Raw genomic sequence first — 15,958 nt, 5'->3', positions numbered from 1 at the left:
AGGCGATATCGCGGCGAAGCGGGGTAGCCGCCAGACACACGGCGGTTGGACGCCCCATTTCGAGGAGAGCCATGTTCGCACTCACGTCCCGACGTCTGCGCGGCACCGCCCGTCGGGTCTTCGGCTGGCAGCACCTGCGTCCGGCCCAACTGAGCGCGATGAAGGCCGTGATGAAGGGGCATGACGTCCTCGCCGTCATGCCGACCGGCGCGGGCAAGTCCGCCGTGTACCAGGTGCCCGCGGTCCTGCTCGGCGGTCCGGTCGTGGTCGTGTCGCCGCTGATCGCGCTTCAGCGGGACCAGATGCAGAGCCTGCTCGGATCCGGCGCGCTGCGTACCGCCGCCGTCAACTCCGCGCAGCGCAAGAGCGACAACGAGTCGTCGTGGGCCCGCATCAGCGCCTCCTCGGTCGACGTGGTCTTCCTCGCCCCCGAGCAGCTCGCCAAGCCGGAGGTCACCGACCGGCTGGCCGCCGTACGGCCCCGGCTGCTGGTGGTGGACGAGGCGCACTGCGTGTCGTCCTGGGGGCACGACTTCCGGCCGGACTACCTGCGGCTGCGCCACGCGCGCGAACGACTCGGCAACCCGCCGGTGCTCGCCCTGACCGCGAACGCGGCGGCCCCGGTACGGCGGGACATCGCCGAACGGCTCGGCATGAACGACCCGGTGGAGATAGTCGCCGGCTTCGACCGGCCCAACATCCGCCTGGAGGTGGCGGCCTTCCAGGACGCGGCCGCCAAGGAGCGGTTCGTCGTGGAGCGGGCGGCCGTGGAGGAGAAGCCGGGAATCCTGTACGCGGGGACACGCAAGGCGGCGGACAACTACGCCGAGCAGTTGAGCGAGCTCGGGCTGGCCGCCGCGAGCTACCACGCGGGCCTCTCCGCCGCCGAACGCCAGGAGGCCCAGGACCGGTTCAGCTCCGGTGAACTCGACGTGGTCGTGGCCACCTCGGCGTTCGGGATGGGCATCGACAAGGCGGACGTACGGTTCGTGCTGCACGCGTCCGTTCCCGGCTCGCTCGACGCCTACTACCAGGAGATCGGCCGGGCCGGCCGCGACGGGGCGCCGGCCAGGGCGATCCTCGCCTACCGCTCGCAGGATCTGGGCCTGCAGCGCTTCTTCGCCACCGGCGCTCCCGACGCCGACGCGCTGCGCCGCGTCGCCGAGTTCCTGCGCGGCGAGGGGGACGCCGTGAGCGCGACCCGGCTCCGGGCCGAGTGCGGCATCGGGGCGACGGCGCTGTCCGCGGTGCTGAACCTGCTGGAGGAGACCGGGGCGGTCCGTACCGGGCGGAAGGGCAGCCGCTACGTCGGTACGGACGACGATGTCGACGCCGTGGTGCGGAGCGCTCTCGCCGTCCACGCGACCCACGTCAAGCTGGAGCGGTCCCGGGTCGACATGATGCGCGGGTACGCCGAGGCGACGGACTGCCGACGGCGGTTCCTCCTCGGGTACTTCGGCGACGCCGGTCCCGTCCCGTGCGGGGGGTGCGACAACTGCACGGGTCCGGTGCCCGAGCGGCCCGGGGGCACGGACCGAACCGACAAGGCGCCCGCACGGCAACGCCGTTGGACCCGGACCGGTGCCCGCGCCGCCACCCCGGCGGAAGCCGACCGGCCGGCGAAGCCCGACACACCCGACCACGCCTACCTGCCGGGTGTCCGTGTCAGTCACGACCAGTGGGGCGAGGGCGAGGTCATGAGCGAGGGCGACGGCAAGATCACCATCCTGTTCGAGTCGGTCGGCTACCGCACCCTGTCCCTGGCAGTAGTAACCGACAAACAACTCCTCGTCGCCCTGCCGTAGCCCTGTGGGGTGCGGGTCCGGGGGGGGTGCTCCAGGTATTTCGTCTGCGGCGCCGTCGTGGCCGGTCGCGCAGTTCCCCGCGCCCCTAGGGGGTCGCCACTCAGGACGCCCCAAGCGCACCCCCCTCAGGGGCGCGAGGAACTGCGCGCTCAGCCCCCACCGAACCGGCACCCGAAAATCCGTAGCCCAACCCCCTCTAGGGGCGCGAGGAACTGCGCGACCAGCCCTCACCGGCCCGCACCCGAAAATCCGTAGCGCAACCCCCCTCTAGGGGCGCGGGGAACTGCGCGACCAGCCCCCACCGGGCCCGCACCCACAAGAACCGCCCCTCACCCGGACGGCCCGGCGCGCTGGTGGACCGCCGGAGGCGATGGTGCGGTGGGGAGGGAACCGCACCCCGCCCCAGGAGGCACCCTCGATGACCCGCACCCCGGCCCGCGTCCTGCTCGCCGTGATAGCCGCCGCAGGCACCCTCACCACCGCCGGCTGCGCGAACGAGGCCATCCTGCACAAGGTGACGACCGCCCCCTCCCCCTCGGCGGTCCGCACGCCCGCAGCCCACGCGTCCCCCGCCGCCGCCCCCGTCCTCACCCCCGCCCAGGCCCAGTCCGCCCTGATCACGGACGCGGACCTCGGCGCCCCCTGGACCCCGACGCAGGGCACGGCGACCTGGCGGGACTCCCTGCTGAAGGCGAAGACGAACATCCCCGACTGCCAACGCCTCCTGGACGCCCTCTACGCCGACGAACTCCTCGGCACCCCGGCGACGACCCAGGCGGTGACCACCCTGGACGACCCGGACGACGATGCCCAACTCCGTTACCAGGTGGCCGCGTTCCCCCAGGCAGACGTGAACCGCACCCTGGACTGGCTCCGCACCCTCCCCCAGAAGTGCGCCAACTTCACGGCGACGACGACCCGTTCGGGCACCCAGACGATCCAGGTCACCGAGGCCACCCTCCCCGAGGTCGGCGACGCCCGCGAGGCCCTCCACCTCACCCTCACCGGCACCACCCCCGAGGGCGACCAGTCCACCCTCACCCTCGACACGGCCGCCGTCCGCGTCGGCGACGACACCATCACCCTCACGAACGGCGGCCTCGGCACCGTCCCCACCGACGCGATGCAACAGGCGGTACAGACCGGCACCCAACGGCTGACGGACGTACAGAAGCAGGGACGGGTGCAGGTCTAGGCACAGGTCGGCGACGTCAGCGCTTGTCGTACGGGTCAGCCGGTTCCTTCACCTGTGTGACCGTCGTCGCCTTCAGCACCGGCGGCCACGCCCCGTCCGTCCCCAGCTTGCCCTTCGGGATCCACACCCCGGTGACCGCGACCCAGCTGTCCGTCTGTGGGGCGCCGTCCGCCTCGTCGCCGTGGATCTCGACCTTGCTGATCGTCGCGTCGGCGGCGCAGCAGGTGACGAGGAGGCGGGTGACGTACCAGGTGCCGTGGGAGCCGTGGGTGACGAAGCCGGTCAGGCGGAGGGTGCGGCCCTTGAGGGAGTGGCCGGTGTCGTAGATCGCGCGGGAGCTGTACTGGGCCACCGAGATGTCCAGCGGGTTCCCCGCGGGCAGCGCCGAGAAGGTGCCGACGCCCTGTGCCGCCCGTTGGGCCTCCTCGCGGGATGCGCTGTACGAGCCGAGGGCGGGGGGTGGGAAGAGGAGCAGGGCCAGGGCCGGGAGTGTCAGCAGCCACGCGATGCGCGGGCCGCCGTGCGCATGCCCCTGCGGGTGGTTATGCCCTTCTTCCTCCTCCCCTTGTCGCATCCCCCTCACCGCCGCCACCGACCCCAACAGCATCAACAGCACCCCGGAGACCACCAGATACGGCCTCAACGCCGGCTGCACATACCGCAGATACAGCTCGCTGAAGAGGGAGATGCGGAGGACCGCTCCGCCCACCAGCAGCAGCAGGACCGCCGAGCCGTATCGCCTCACAGCAGCCACCAACCCACCAGCGTGCTGCCGGCCACCGCCACCAGCCAGGTCGTCGAGGAGAAGCGGAAGGCGAAGGCTCGGCCGAAGGTGCCTGCCTGGAGGGCGATCAGTTTGAGGTCGACCATCGGGCCCACGACCATGAACGCCAGTTTCGCCGCCGGGGAGAAGCCGCTGAGGGAGGCGGCGACGAACGCGTCCGCCTCGCTGCACACGCACAACACCACGGCCAGCAGGGCCAGGAGGAGGAACGACAGCCAGGACGAACCCGTGAAGACGTCCAGGATCGAGCGCGGTACGGCGATGTTGAAGGTCGCCGCCGCTGCCGCGCCCAGGACCAGGAAGCCGCCCGCGTGCAGGAAGTCGTGCTGCAGGCCCGCCACGAACGCCTTCACGCCGACAGCCGAGTGCGCGGTCCGCGTGCGCTTGGGCAGGCGCAGCCACTCCTCCCTGCCGAATCTCGCCCAGAGCCAGCCCATCACCACCGCCGTCGCCAGCGACGCGACCAGGCGGGCCAGCACCATCTTCGGCTGGTTCGGGAACGCGATGGACGTGGCTACCAGGACCACCGGGTTGATCGCGGGGGCCGAGAGCAGGAACGCCAGCGCCGCCGCCGGGGCCACGCCCCTTCTCATCAGGCTGCTCGCCACCGGTACCGACGCGCATTCGCAGCCGGGGAGGACGACTCCCGCCGCGCCCGCGAGGGGGACCGCCAGGGCCTGGTTGCGGGGGAGGAGCTTCGTGAACACCCGCTCGGGTACGAACGCTCCGATCGCCGCCGACACCACCGTGCCCAGCAGCAGGAACGGCACGCCCTGCACCGCGACCGCCGTGAAGACCGTCCACCAGGCCGCCACGGGCGGGGTGTAGAGGTCGATCGCCAGCATCGGGCCGAGGACCGACACCACGGTCGCGATCGCGAGCAGCGCCGCGCCGCCGAGGACCGCGTAGACGAGCGCGCGCACGGCCAGCCGCAGGCCGTCGGCCACGGTCCGCTCCGGCGGCTCGTCGGCCATGGTCCGTTCACGCGGGCCGTCGGCCACGGTCCGTTCGTTCTGCACGCGCACGCGCCCGTCTCATCCCGTTTCGCACGACTACGGCTACGACTCGTCCGTCGCACGGTAACCGTCCGGGCTGTGCGGTATCCCCGATTTGTCAAAGAGGAGGCTGTGCGGGGGCCGGACCCAGGGTCGTGGTGCCGGGGGCGGTGCGGTGGCCGAGGCCGGTGCGGTACGCGTCGAGCGCCGCCTCCACCCGGCCGGTACGGCGGAGCAGGTCGCCGAGCATGCGGCACAGGTCGGCCAGGTCACCGGCGGCGCCCGCGCGTTCCAGCAGGCTGAGGGCGCGGACGTAGTGCTCCTCGGCCGCGTCCGTGTCCCGGGAGTCCTCGGCGATGATGCCGAGGAGGCGGTGCGCGGCGGCGGAGTGCAGGGCGCCGCGTTCGGAGCTGAGGTCGCTGAGGACGTCGTGGAGGAGGGCGGCGGCCTCGTCGGACTTGCCGCGTTTGTGGAGTACGTCGGCCAACTCGACGGCGACCTGACTGCTGTACAGCGCCGCGCGCTTCGCCGTCAGCATCGCCAGGGCCTGCCTCAACTCGACCTCGGCGCGCTCCAGTTCGCCGTCCTGGGCGTAGACGTAGCCGCGCATCCAGTGGCAGTTGGCGAGTTCGGTACGGAACTGGAGTTGGCGGTACAGATCGGCCGCCTTGGCGAGGGAGGCGTCGGCCTCCGCCACCTTGCCCTCCGCTATCAGCGTCCGCGCCACCGACCGGTGCATGCGCGCCAGCAACGCCGGGTCCGCCACCTGCGGCGCCAGCGCGAGCGCCAACTCCGCCGCCTGGGCCGCCCGCGCGTGCGCACCCATGTCCATGTACGGCCCTATCGCGCTCGCGTAGAGCAGCAGCAGGGCGTCCGGGTCGTGCAGGCCGCCCCGGTTCAGCTCGTCGAGCGTCGACTCCAACAGGTAGACGGCGTAACGGAGTTCACCGGTCAGGTAGTGCGCCACCGCGCGGCCCCGGATCGCCGGGACGCGCGACGGGAGCGGTTCGTCGGCGAGGCGCTGTTCGGCGCGCTCGAAGTACAGGCGGGCGGCGGACAGATCACCGGTGTCGAGGCCGCACTCGCCGAGACCCAGCAGCGCCACGGCCTCCTCGTCCGCGAGGCCGAGCGACTCCGCCTCCTCCAGGAGGTCGGCGTACTGCTCGGCCGCTTCCTCCGACTCCCCTGTGGCCAGGGTGCGTTGGGCCTCGGTGAGGCGCAGGCGGAGTTCGGTGGCGAGGTGGGCGGGACGGCCGGTCGCCAACTCCTCGTAGGCGACGCCGAGTCGCTCCGCGAGGTGGCGCAGCGCGTCGTCCGAGGGGCGGACCCGTCCGGCCTCAAGCGTGGAGATGTACGCCGGCGTATAGGCGGGCTCGGCCAACTGCCGCTGCGTGAGCCCGCGTTCGTGCCGCAACTGCTGGACCCTGCGCCCGATGACTTCCGGGTCGTCCCGTCTCACCATGCATTAATCATGCCAGTAAGCCGACTTACGGACTGGCCAGTAAGTCAGTTACATGGAGAGGGAGTTGATGAATTCCTCGAAGCGGGACCGGTTGACGGTCAGAACGGCACCGTCCGGGTTCTTGGAGTCACGGATCGCGACGCAGGGGGCGCCGGTGGCCACCTCGACGCAGTCGCCGCCGTTGCTGCCACTGAAGGACGACTTGCGCCACGCGACCGTGCCGATGGGGGCGCACTCCACGCACTCGCCGCCGTTAGTGCTGCTGTAGCTCGACTTCCGCCACGTCTGTCGGCCGGTCTCCATAACGCTCCTCCATCACGCGGGCGATCAGGTCGGCCGAGTCCTCCACCGAGAGGGCGCAGGCCTGCAAACGAGCATATCCAACCGAACGCTCCCTGATGGCTTCCGGGTTGGCGGTCATGTGGGCCTGGTCGTAGCCCTCGGAGTAGTGGATGTCAGGGTCGTCGTCGAAGCGGAGAAGGGTGAAGGAGCCCAACAACCCGGTGTGCACGCCCACAGAGAACGGGATCACCTGAATGTTCACCCAGGGGTCGCCGCGAAAACTCATCAGACGAGCGAGTTGCTTGCGCGTGACCTCGCGCCCGCCGACCTCGCGGTACAGCACGGCCTCGTCGAGAACGACCCACACGGCGGGCGGCTGGCCCTTCTTCAGGATGCGCTGTCGTTCCATGCGCGCCGCGACCAACTCCTCGACGCGGTCCGGCGCTTCGACGCCCACCAGGGCACCCGCATATTCCGGCGTCTGGAGCAGGCCGTAGATCACCTGGCACTGGTACGTGGAAATGAACGCAGCCTTCGCCTCCATGTCCGCGTACGCCTGGAACCAGTTGGGGAGTTGGCTCCGCAGAACCATGCCGATCATCCGCGTGAAGGACCCGTCCGTCAGGAACGCCGCGTCGAGGCGTTCGGCGAAGTTCCGGGTCGGTACCTTCTGTGCCGTCTCCACCTGCCCGATGAGCGAGCCCGTACAGAAGAGGATCTTGCCGAGACCTTCCAGCGTGAGGCCCGCCGCTTCCCTCAAGCGGCGGCACTCGTAGCCGAAGTAGTCCAACGGCGATGCGCTCGGGTCGAGTTGACGAACGTTGGCCATACGACAGCCACCTCCGAGTAGTTACGGCCTGTCGCCGAGAGTAACCACGCGGAGCTCTCCGGGTGACGAGAATCACGAACTCTCCCTGACGCACGTACCGTACGGTGGAGAAATGTCCCCTTTGGCCAAGATCAGCAGCGCGTACGGGCCCCGCTTCGCGGAGTTCGCGTTCGAGCCTGCCTTCGTGGCCGAGGTCGACCAGCACGTGGCTGAACTGCGCGAACGGCTGTCGGCCGGCGGGCCCGGGCTGACACCCCCGGCGCCGGACCACGCGGACCTCACGGACTACGCGCTCGGGTTCCTCGACGCGCTCGCGGAGCTGGACTGGCGGGAGCCGGTCGGGCACGACTACGCGGTGTGCAGGCTGACCGCCATCAGCTGGCTCGTACACCGGCACGGACTGCTGCCCGAGCAGCGCCAGGGTGACTGAAAAAGGGTTTCCACTGGCTCAACTCCCCCTGGGCCTCTTCCCGTTGCGTACTCCGACCCCCTAAGTTAGGCACGCATTAAGCGTGTTTAATTCGCTACTGTCGCTGCTGTTGCCGTCGCTGTCACTGTCGTTGCGAGGTAGGTATGTCCGCGCGTTACGTCAGAGGATTCTGCGCCGCCGTCATCGCTGTCGCCGCCCTGATCGGAGCGGCGAACGCGAGCCCGGCCAAAGCGGCCGAGCCCGGTCCGGCCCACGAGGCCACGCGGGTTCTGCATCTCCACACGGCCCCGTAGGGCTGCCCCCACTCACATGCCCGACGACCCGGGCATGTCCCGTCGACCATCCGTCCCCATGTCCGTCCCCAGGTCGGTGCGCTCGCGCACCGGCTGGTTGGTCATCGCGTCCTCACGGCCCGACTGGTAGGCCGTGAGGCTGCCCTTCGCGTTCGTCGTCTCGCGCTCGGCCGCCGTCAGCATGCGCTCCATGCGCTGGCGCATCGGGCCGATCATGCCGCCGCCGACGCCGACGATCATGATGCCGGCGGCGGTCGCGAGGGCCGCGTACAGCACCGGCTGGGTGACCGAGGTGGCGATGCCCGCCTGACCCAGCGCGGCGATCACGCCGAGGGCGACGATGCAGGCCCAGACGATGGTGGCGAGCATCCTGCCGTACGACATCGAGGAGAGGGCGCTGCCGACGATGCCGCGCACCGCGTTCGCGATGGCCATCGCGACGACGACCAGGACGACCGCGACGATGCCGCGCGGCAGCCAGGCGACGATGCCGTTGATCATCGTGCTGACCGGGTTGGTGCCGAAGACACCGAGCGCGAGCTGCAGGGTGATCAGCATCAGCGCGTAGTACACGATCTTGCAGACGATGCCGGTCATGTCGTACTTGGAGTCCCGCAACATCCTTGCCGTACCGGCCCGTTCGGAGAGTTTCTCCGAGCCGACCTTCCGCAGCACCCGGTCCAGGACGCGGGCGATCATCTTCGACACGAACCAGCCGATGACCAGGATGACCAGGAAGCCGACGAGTTTGGGCACGAACTGCGCGACCTTGGACCAGGCGTCGTTCAGCCCCTGGGTGAAGTTGACGGCGAGGGTGGTGGCCATGAGCGGCACATCCTTCGGTGGGTGCTAGTGGGTACTACCGGCCCCCTTGTTTCGTATCCATCAGTGGATCAGTGCCGCGCGGGCGCGGCCGGGTGGGCTGGGCCGTACGAGTGACCCGCAGGTCCGGGCGTCCTACGCTGACGCCATGACGTCTGCTGCCGCGCGCATCGCCCTGGATCTCACCGCCGACCTCCCCGTTTCCGGGCTGGAGGACTTCTACCGGGATCTGCACCGGCATCCCGAGCTGTCCGGCGAGGAGCACCGTACGGCCGGGAAACTGGTCGAGCGGTTCGCCGAGGCGGGGTTCGACACCCTTGAGGGGATCGGGGGGACCGGGGTCGCCGGGGTGCTGCGGAACGGGGACGGGCCCACCGTCCTGTTGCGGGCCGACATGGACGCGCTGCCGGTGCCGGAGGAGACCGGGCTGTCGTACGCCTCCTCGGTGGACGGGGTGATGCACGCCTGCGGGCACGACATGCATGTGACCTGGCTGGCCGGGGCGGCCGGGGCGCTGGCCACCGGGCGGGACGCCTGGTCGGGGACGCTGGTGCTGGTGGGGCAGCCCGCGGAGGAGACGGGCGTGGGTGCGGCGGCGATGGTGGCCGACGGTCTGTACAAGCGCGTCCCGCGTCCTGACGTGCTGCTGGGCCAGCACGTGGCGCCCGGGCCCGCCGGGTTCTATCCGCACTCGCCGGGGCTGATCATGTCGGCGACGACCGATATCGACATCGTCATCCACGGGCGGGGCGGGCACGGCTCACGGCCCGAGACGACCGTCGACCCGGTCGTCACCGCCGCCTATCTCGTCACCCGGCTGCAGACCGTGGTCTCCCGCGAGATCGCCGCCCGCGACTCCGCCGTCCTCACCGTGGGCCGCATCGAGGCGGGCACCCGGCACAACATCATCCCGACCACCGCCCGGCTCTCCCTCAACCTCCGCACCCAGTCCCCCGACGTACGGGACCGGATGCTCGCCGCGATCCGCCGTATCGCGACCGGCGAGTGCCTCGCCGCGGGCTGCCCGAGCGAGCCCGAGATCACCTTCGGCAACGACTTCCCGATCACCGTCAACGACGCCGACACCGACCGCCGCGTCGCCGCCGTGCACACCGAGGTCCTCGGCGCGGGCACGGTCTTCGACCCCGGCCCCGCGATGGGCAGCGAGGACTTCCCGCACCTGGTCCCGGACGGGGTGCCGTACTCCTACTGGTTCGTGACGAGCACCTCGGCCGACGTGTGGGACGCGGCGCCCGGCACGGATCTCATGGAGAAGTTCCACGCCGTGCCCAGCAACCACAGCCCGCAGTTCGCACCCGATCTGGTGACCGTCGCGCCGGGCGTGCGGACCCTGGTGTCGGGCGCGTTGGCCTTTCTCGCCGGCTGACCGACTCAGTTGGGCAGGGCCTTCTTCAGCGCGGTGTCCAGCCTCTTCGCCAGGGTCGCGTCGCTCGGCGGGTCGTCCCGGAACAGGGGGCCCAGCTGTGCGGTGAAGGTCTGGGTGAACGCGCCGTACAGCGGGGTGCGCGGGCGCTGAACCGCCTTGCGCAGCGCGGGGAGCAGGGTGGTGCGGGCGTACGCGGGGCGGCCGGCCGCGTCGCGGGGCATGCTGTCGGTCCGCTCGCCGGTGGGGGAGGCCGACGGCGTCGGGGCGGTGCCGACGCCGCAGGTCACGTTGTTGTCCTGGTAGGCGGAGGTGCGGGTGGCCGCGAACCCCGCGTCCAGCAGGCAGCGTTCGCTCTGCTTGCCCGTGAGGTACTTGATCAGGTCGGCCGCCTTCGCCGCCCGCCCGGACGACTCGGTCACCGCGAGGTTCTGCCCGCCGAGCACCGCGCGGCCCGGCAGCGGGGCGACCCCGAGCCGGCTCGCGTCGAACGACTGGTGCAGGGTGCGGTAGGCGTACGGCCACTGCCGCAGGAACTCCGTCCGGCCGTCCGCGAAGTCGCCCAGCGAGTCGGCCTCGTCGGACGAGAAGGCGGCCGGGAGGGTGTACGAGGGGTCGGTGCGGCTGCGGAGTTCGGCGATCCCGGCCGTCAACTTCCCCACGGAGGCGTCGTAATGGCCGTTGTCGTCGGTCAACTCGAAGTCCGGGTCCGCCGATGCGAACGCCTCGATCGCGTTGACCGTACGGCCCTCGTAGGCGCCCAGCTGGGTGGTCCAGCCGGCGACTTCGGGGAGGGCCTGCCGGACGGCGCGGCTCAGTTCCTGGAGCCGGGCCCAGGTGATGCCCTGGTTCAGGTCGGGCTGCGAGACCCCTGCCTTCTTCAGGAGGTCGGTGCGGTAGTACAGCAGCCCGACATCGCTGTTGAAGGGCGCCGCGTACACCTTGCCGTCCCAACGGGCCGTGTCCGCCACGGACTTGATGACATCGGCGTCGACCGTGCCGTCGGGCAGCGGGCGGACGAGGTGCGCGGCGGCGAACTCCGGTACCCAGGTGACGTCCAGGTTGACCACGTCGTAGTCGGCGCTCCCCGACTGGAGGGCGCCGAGCAGCTGGCTGCGCTGTTCGTCGGCGTTGCCGGGGAGTTCGACCAGCCGGGCGTGGTAGCCCGAACCCGCCTTCCGCTGCTGGTCGTTCCAGGCGGCGATGAGCTGCTCGCGGATGCCGCTCTTGCCGGTGACGTCCCGGCCGCTGGCCACCACGATCTCGCCCGGCCCCTCGTCGGCGGCCGGCCCCGCCGAGGTGTGGCCGCCGGTGCAGCCCGCGAGCAGCAGCAGGGTCAGCAGTGCCGCGTACCTGCGCCGGGCCATCAGTCCTCCCCCATTCCGGTGCGCGCGACCTCGTCGTGCAGGCCGGCGCCGAGATCCGTGTCGGCGTCCAGGCAACGGCCGCCGCTCGCACCGGAGATCCGCTCGTCCGGCTTGCCCTTGTCGCAGCCGCCGCCCACCAGCGACACCATCGCCACCGGCACCTTCACCGACCGCGCCTTCGTCAGTACGGCGTCCAGTTCCGCGCCGGTGAGCCGGTTGTTGTCCTCGTCGTCGGTGACGTACACGATCAGCCGGGGCTGGTGGTCGTCGGCTCCGCGCGCGGCCATGTAGTCGAGCGCGGCGAGCAGCGCGGCGTGCGGGTCGGCCTGGGCGTCCTGGATTCCGATCCTGCCGATGACCGTCTCGGCGGGGCCCCGCTTGTGCGGGCCGAAGGGGAGCACCGCCTTGTACGGCGCGTGGGCGTCCAGCCCGGACACGCCCCACACCCCGTACTGGTCCTTGCCTCCGAGCCCGCCGAGGGACTGCTTCACCAGGCCGGGACCGCCGCTCGGCCCTTCCCAGAGGGCGCCCATCGAACCGGAGTCGTCGATCAGGAAGAGCACCCGGCCGGGGCCGTCGGCACCCCGGTAGCCGGAGAGCGCGTCGACCATGGCCTGCTGTTCGACAACGCTGGTCGGCAGGTCCGCCGGGGTGGGGTCCACGCCGGCGCCGGGCGCGCGGGGGTCCAGCAGGTCGCGGTCACCGCCCGCCGAACGGAAGCCGTCCGCCGCGAACACGGCCCGGCCGCCGCTCCCGGCGAGCCACCGGTGGAAGTCCTCAACCGCCGTGTCCCGCGCCTCCCGGTCCCGGTCGGCGCCCTGCCAGCCGACGCGGACGAAGGCCGGTTCGATGCCGGCGGTGTCGTCCGGGTACTCGGCGACCCGGGGCACCCGGGTCGCACGGTCGCAGCCGACCCCGCTCTTCAGCAGGAACTCGGGGACCAGGGCGGCGGTCGTGCGGTCCACGGTCGAGTCGTCGGGCAGCGTGCACAGCAGGTCGGCGGCCGTGGGCGCGGGCGGGCCCGGCGAACGCACCAGGGCTTCCGCGCTGCGCACGTCCGAGTTGTGGTAGAGCCCCATGGTCGCGAGCAGGGCCGCGTCGGTGAACTCCGGGTCGGGACGGGTCACTTCGGCGTCCGGGGCCCGGCCGCGCAACACGGTGATGAGCTCGTTCAGCCGCAGTCCGCTCCCCGAACTGCCTTCCCCCGCAAGGCTCTTGGGCACGGCGAGCACCAGTGGCGAATAGGCGAGCGGCTCGGCGTCCGAGGTCAGTGCGACGACGGAATCGATGTCCTGGTGGGCGGTCACCCGGGCGGCGTCGGCGACCGAGGCCGGGATCCAGATGTCCGGCTGCGGGCCGATGTCGCGCTGCGGGTCGATGTCGTCGCTGGGTTCCTGCCAGGCGTCCGACTGGCGCTGGAGCGCGGTGACGACATCGGCGGAACCCGCGCTGTAGACGGTGATGCCGCTGCGGCGGCAGCCGTCGCCGGTGGTGTTCGCGTCCGAGGTGAGATACGCGTCGGCGAGCGAACGGACCGTGGACTCCAGATCGGGGTCGGCCAGCACCCGCAGTTCGAGCGGCGGACCGCACGATGGACTGCCGGCGGCGAGCGTGTAGATGCCGTACGACCCGAGTCCCAGGGCGGCGAGGGCCAGCACCAGGGTGATCCGGGTCGCGGCCCGCGGCAGCGCCCCCCAGCGCCCGAACCACCCGGCGACGACACCGCCGGACGCCCGCAGCGCGCCGAGCAGCGCCACCCCCGCGCGCCGTAAGGCGGACGGCCCGCGCTCGGGTCCGACGGTCCTCCGCACCGGCCTCCGCACCGGAGGATCAGGCCGCTCCCCCCGCACCGGCCGGGCCGACAGCAGCACGTCCTCCTCGGGCTCCCACCGCCCGCGCGGCTCCCAGGGGTCACCGCGCACGGTCCTGTACCCGTCCTGGCGCATCAACTCCCGCAACTGTCTGGAGAGTTCGACGAACCGCACCTCGCCGTCCCGGTCGAGGAGCCGGACGAGCCGCTCCGTGAACGGCGTCGGGCCCGTGCCGTCGCCCGCGTCGATGCGGTGGTTGGCCTGCACGCTCAGCTGGAGCAGCACGCGTCGCTTGTCGCGGAAGTTCTCCCAGATCCAGCCCGCGTTCCCGGCGAAGCAGCAGTCGAGGACCACCACGATCCGCTCGGCACGGCCCGCGGCCAGCATGGTCAGCATCGTGGTGACCATCTCGGCGCCCGGGAACACCGCCTGGCCGCCCGCGACCACGCTCGCGTTGCGCATCTGCAGGAACAGCTCGTCGCCCGCCGCGGTGATCGCGCCGTGCCCGGCGAAGTACACCAGGAGCAGACCCTCGGCCTCCTGCGCGGCGGTGCGCAGCGCCCGGTCGAAGTCGTCCAGCGTCGGCGACCGCAGCACCCGCACCTCGTGGTCGCCGAACACCCGGCCCCTGGGCAGCACGTCCCGCAGCAGGTTCAGGTTGTGCTTGACGGCCGGGAGATCACCGGGCACACCGAACGGCGGCACGGTGGTGTCGTACTCCGAGACACCCACCAGCAGCGCCCGGTTGACCTTCCCCCGCGGGTCGAAGTCGGACACCGGGCTACCCGTTGCCGTCGGAGGACACCACATCCACGTCCACCTGCGGCGGGTCCCCGTGCTCGACTTCCCGGCGGTTGTCCCGCCAGGCCACGACGGCCCGTCTGATCTCCTGCACCAGCTGGTTGAAGACAGGCGCGGCGGCCGAGCTGACGAGCGCCACCACGATCTCCGAGCCCACCCCCATGGGCGCCCCGGACTCGGGCTCGCTCGACCGCGCCTCACTGATCCGCAGGCCGCCCGCGCGCACCCGCTCCTCCAGCGGCTCCTCGCGCGCCAGCCACGCCATCAGCGCGCCGACATCGCGCGCGTCCGCGGTTCCGTCCAGCCGTAAGCGAATTGTTTGGTCGGCCACTCCATCCCCCTCAGCCCTGACGCACCATCATGGCACCGCCGTTGACTCCAGGGGAGGGAGATGCGGGGAGCTTCACGAGTCTTCACGAGGTGAGCGGCTGCGACTCCAACTGCCCCAGCTGCCTCCGGACATGATCCAGAGCACCCTTCCGCCGCCCCGGCACGAGCTCCCTCAACTCGGCCAGCGCGAGCCCGAGTTCCCTGGCCGCGGCGGGATCGTGGATCTGCCCCCACTGATGATGCGCCCGATCCACAGCGGCCTCGACAGCGACGGCCCCAGCCGCCTGCCCCGCCGCGAGCCGCGCCCCCGCCACCGCGAGCCACGCCTGACAACTCCGCACCGGATCCCCCGCCAACATCGCCAGATCCGCCCGCACTTCGGTCCAGTGCAGAGCCTCTTCGGAACCCCGACCATGAGCACGGACCGCGGCCTGCTCGTGCTCGGCGGCGAGAGCGTCGGCGTCGGGGTGACGGCCCGCTTGGACGGCGGCGGTGATGGCACCGTGCGGATCGGCATCCTGCGGCCGACCTGGGCTGTTCAGACTCCGGCCGGGGTTGTTCAGCCCCCGCTCGTCTTCCCAACGCCCCGTACTTTCCAGCCCGTCCGGCGTTTGAGGACGAGGCCCCTTCAGGGCCGACGGGGGTCTGGGGGCGGAGCCCCCAGGAACGGCGGCGGCCCCCACGAACCCAGGAGAAGCCAGGAGCACGTCCGCGTACCCCTCCGCCCCCAGCCTCTCCACCGCCTGCTGATGCAACTGCTCCACCGGCGGCCGCCACCCGCTCCGCAGAATCGTCGCCACCGCCTTCATGTACGACGGAACCGCCACCACCCGACGGGCGGGCGGCGGCGCGATGCGACCGTAAACGGCGTTCGTGCGCCCCGAGTCGAGCGGATGCGCCCGCAACCACTGCCAGGTCTCCGCGTCGGTGTGCAGATCGAGCAGCAACGTCGTCGTGCCCGGCGCCCGCAGCCGCAACTCCTCCCGCACCCACGCCCACGGAAACCCGGTGTAGCGAACCGTCGCCGGAGTGGTCCGCGCCAGCGCCAGATGCGGAAGGTGCTGTTTCCGGTCGAGTTGAAGCTGCCCGGCGACGAACACGGTCAACGGCCCGGGGGCCGTGGCGGCGGCGCGCAGCCGCGTCAGCACGGCCTGCGGCTCCAGCGGATCGGCGAGTTCGACAACGTTGGCCGTGTCCGCGCCGGACAGCACCGAGGGCTCGACCGCCGCGAGCACCGGCAGGACGGAGGCCGCGTCCACCAGCCGCCCCTTGCCGACCGGCGAGGCCGCGAGCAGCAACACCGTTCCAGGCATGGCGCCCTCCCCCGAACCATCCGTCACCCACTTCGTACCGAAGCACCGTAACCTC

General features: G+C 71.5%; 14 protein-coding genes. 4 read left to right on the top strand and 10 right to left on the bottom strand.

From position 1 onward, the window contains the following. Positions 1-71 precede the first annotated feature (71 nt). Positions 72-1,805, top strand: coding sequence for a RecQ family ATP-dependent DNA helicase (locus OHT77_RS23665; protein ID WP_328830494.1), 1,734 nt, complete (start codon positions 72-74; stop codon positions 1,803-1,805). A 418-nt stretch (positions 1,806-2,223) separates the two neighbouring features. Then, a complete protein-coding gene (locus OHT77_RS23660) occupies positions 2,224-3,000 on the top strand; it encodes a hypothetical protein (RefSeq protein WP_328830493.1) in 777 nt (258 codons plus the stop codon). A 16-nt stretch (positions 3,001-3,016) separates the two neighbouring features. On the opposite strand, the gene OHT77_RS23655 is transcribed toward OHT77_RS23660, so the two are convergent. The 5 genes from OHT77_RS23655 to OHT77_RS23635 form a co-directional block, all read right to left on the bottom strand. Next, on the bottom strand, positions 3,017-3,745 hold the full coding sequence (locus OHT77_RS23655) for a TIGR03943 family putative permease subunit (protein WP_328834315.1): 729 nt from the start codon (positions 3,743-3,745) through the stop codon (positions 3,017-3,019). Then, positions 3,742-4,758, bottom strand: coding sequence for a permease (locus OHT77_RS23650; RefSeq protein ID WP_328834314.1), 1,017 nt, complete (start codon positions 4,756-4,758; stop codon positions 3,742-3,744). Before OHT77_RS23650 ends, OHT77_RS23655 begins: the two co-directional genes overlap by 4 nt. Before the next feature lie 139 nt (positions 4,759-4,897). Then, positions 4,898-6,241, bottom strand: a complete 1,344-nt coding sequence (locus tag OHT77_RS23645; RefSeq protein ID WP_266770263.1) for a helix-turn-helix domain-containing protein — start codon at positions 6,239-6,241, stop codon at positions 4,898-4,900. A gap of 48 nt (positions 6,242-6,289) precedes the next feature. Continuing rightward, on the bottom strand, positions 6,290-6,544 hold the full coding sequence (locus tag OHT77_RS23640) for a DUF397 domain-containing protein (RefSeq protein WP_328830492.1): 255 nt from the start codon (positions 6,542-6,544) through the stop codon (positions 6,290-6,292). Then, positions 6,495-7,352, bottom strand: coding sequence for a helix-turn-helix domain-containing protein (locus OHT77_RS23635; protein WP_328830491.1), 858 nt, complete (start codon positions 7,350-7,352; stop codon positions 6,495-6,497). The genes OHT77_RS23640 and OHT77_RS23635 overlap by 50 nt, the downstream gene beginning before the upstream one ends. Positions 7,353-7,464: 112 nt before the next feature. Here OHT77_RS23635 and OHT77_RS23630 point away from each other — a divergent pair, with 112 nt between their 5' ends. Next, positions 7,465-7,782, top strand: a complete 318-nt coding sequence (locus OHT77_RS23630; protein ID WP_328830490.1) for a DUF6401 family natural product biosynthesis protein — start codon at positions 7,465-7,467, stop codon at positions 7,780-7,782. Positions 7,783-8,087: 305 nt separating this feature from the next. Here OHT77_RS23630 and OHT77_RS23625 read toward each other — a convergent pair whose 3' ends face one another. Continuing rightward, positions 8,088-8,900 (bottom strand): mechanosensitive ion channel family protein, encoded by an 813-nt coding sequence (locus OHT77_RS23625; protein WP_328830489.1) that lies wholly within the window; start codon positions 8,898-8,900, stop codon positions 8,088-8,090. Positions 8,901-9,045: 145 nt separating this feature from the next. Here OHT77_RS23625 and OHT77_RS23620 point away from each other — a divergent pair, with 145 nt between their 5' ends. Beyond that, a complete protein-coding gene (locus OHT77_RS23620; protein WP_328830488.1) occupies positions 9,046-10,284 on the top strand; it encodes an amidohydrolase in 1,239 nt (412 codons plus the stop codon). Positions 10,285-10,289: 5 nt separating this feature from the next. Here the strand turns inward: OHT77_RS23620 and OHT77_RS23615 are convergent, their stop codons facing one another. The 4 genes from OHT77_RS23615 to OHT77_RS23600 all read right to left on the bottom strand — a co-directional run bounded on the left by OHT77_RS23615 (position 10,290) and on the right by OHT77_RS23600 (position 15,903). Beyond that, complete coding sequence (locus tag OHT77_RS23615; protein WP_328830487.1) at positions 10,290-11,648, bottom strand: extracellular solute-binding protein; 1,359 nt, start codon at positions 11,646-11,648, stop codon at positions 10,290-10,292. Continuing rightward, complete coding sequence (locus OHT77_RS23610) at positions 11,648-14,236, bottom strand: substrate-binding domain-containing protein (RefSeq protein ID WP_328830486.1); 2,589 nt, start codon at positions 14,234-14,236, stop codon at positions 11,648-11,650. Before OHT77_RS23610 ends, OHT77_RS23615 begins: the two co-directional genes overlap by 1 nt. 4 nt (positions 14,237-14,240) lie before the next feature. Beyond that, entirely contained in the window at positions 14,241-14,591 is a 351-nt protein-coding gene (locus tag OHT77_RS23605) for a hypothetical protein (RefSeq protein ID WP_266770273.1), read from the bottom strand. 82 nt (positions 14,592-14,673) lie between these two features. Next, a complete protein-coding gene (locus OHT77_RS23600; RefSeq protein ID WP_328830485.1) occupies positions 14,674-15,903 on the bottom strand; it encodes a hypothetical protein in 1,230 nt (409 codons plus the stop codon). Between the last annotated feature and the right edge of the window lie 55 nt (positions 15,904-15,958).

It is taken from the genome of Streptomyces sp. NBC_00252, assembly GCF_036187565.1.
Classification (GTDB): domain Bacteria; phylum Actinomycetota; class Actinomycetes; order Streptomycetales; family Streptomycetaceae; genus Streptomyces.
Note: the sequence above shows the minus strand (reverse complement) of the source record. Positions and strands in the feature narration are given on the sequence as shown.

What these genes read in the sequence shown, in the direction of transcription:
- OHT77_RS23665 (WP_328830494.1), top strand. Translation starts at nt 72, where the DNA reads ATGTTCGCACTCACGTCCCGACGTCTGCGCGGCACCGCCCGTCGGGTC.
- OHT77_RS23660 (WP_328830493.1), top strand. Translation starts at nt 2,224, where the DNA reads ATGACCCGCACCCCGGCCCGCGTCCTGCTCGCCGTGATAGCCGCCGCA.
- OHT77_RS23650 (WP_328834314.1), bottom strand. Translation starts at nt 4,758, where the DNA reads ATGGCCGACGAGCCGCCGGAGCGGACCGTGGCCGACGGCCTGCGGCTG.
- OHT77_RS23645 (WP_266770263.1), bottom strand. Translation starts at nt 6,241, where the DNA reads ATGGTGAGACGGGACGACCCGGAAGTCATCGGGCGCAGGGTCCAGCAG.
- OHT77_RS23640 (WP_328830492.1), bottom strand. Translation starts at nt 6,544, where the DNA reads ATGGAGACCGGCCGACAGACGTGGCGGAAGTCGAGCTACAGCAGCACT.
- OHT77_RS23635 (WP_328830491.1), bottom strand. Translation starts at nt 7,352, where the DNA reads ATGGCCAACGTTCGTCAACTCGACCCGAGCGCATCGCCGTTGGACTAC.
- OHT77_RS23630 (WP_328830490.1), top strand. Translation starts at nt 7,465, where the DNA reads ATGTCCCCTTTGGCCAAGATCAGCAGCGCGTACGGGCCCCGCTTCGCG.
- OHT77_RS23625 (WP_328830489.1), bottom strand. Translation starts at nt 8,900, where the DNA reads ATGGCCACCACCCTCGCCGTCAACTTCACCCAGGGGCTGAACGACGCC.
- OHT77_RS23620 (WP_328830488.1), top strand. Translation starts at nt 9,046, where the DNA reads ATGACGTCTGCTGCCGCGCGCATCGCCCTGGATCTCACCGCCGACCTC.
- OHT77_RS23615 (WP_328830487.1), bottom strand. Translation starts at nt 11,648, where the DNA reads ATGGCCCGGCGCAGGTACGCGGCACTGCTGACCCTGCTGCTGCTCGCG.
- OHT77_RS23600 (WP_328830485.1), bottom strand. Translation starts at nt 15,903, where the DNA reads ATGCCTGGAACGGTGTTGCTGCTCGCGGCCTCGCCGGTCGGCAAGGGG.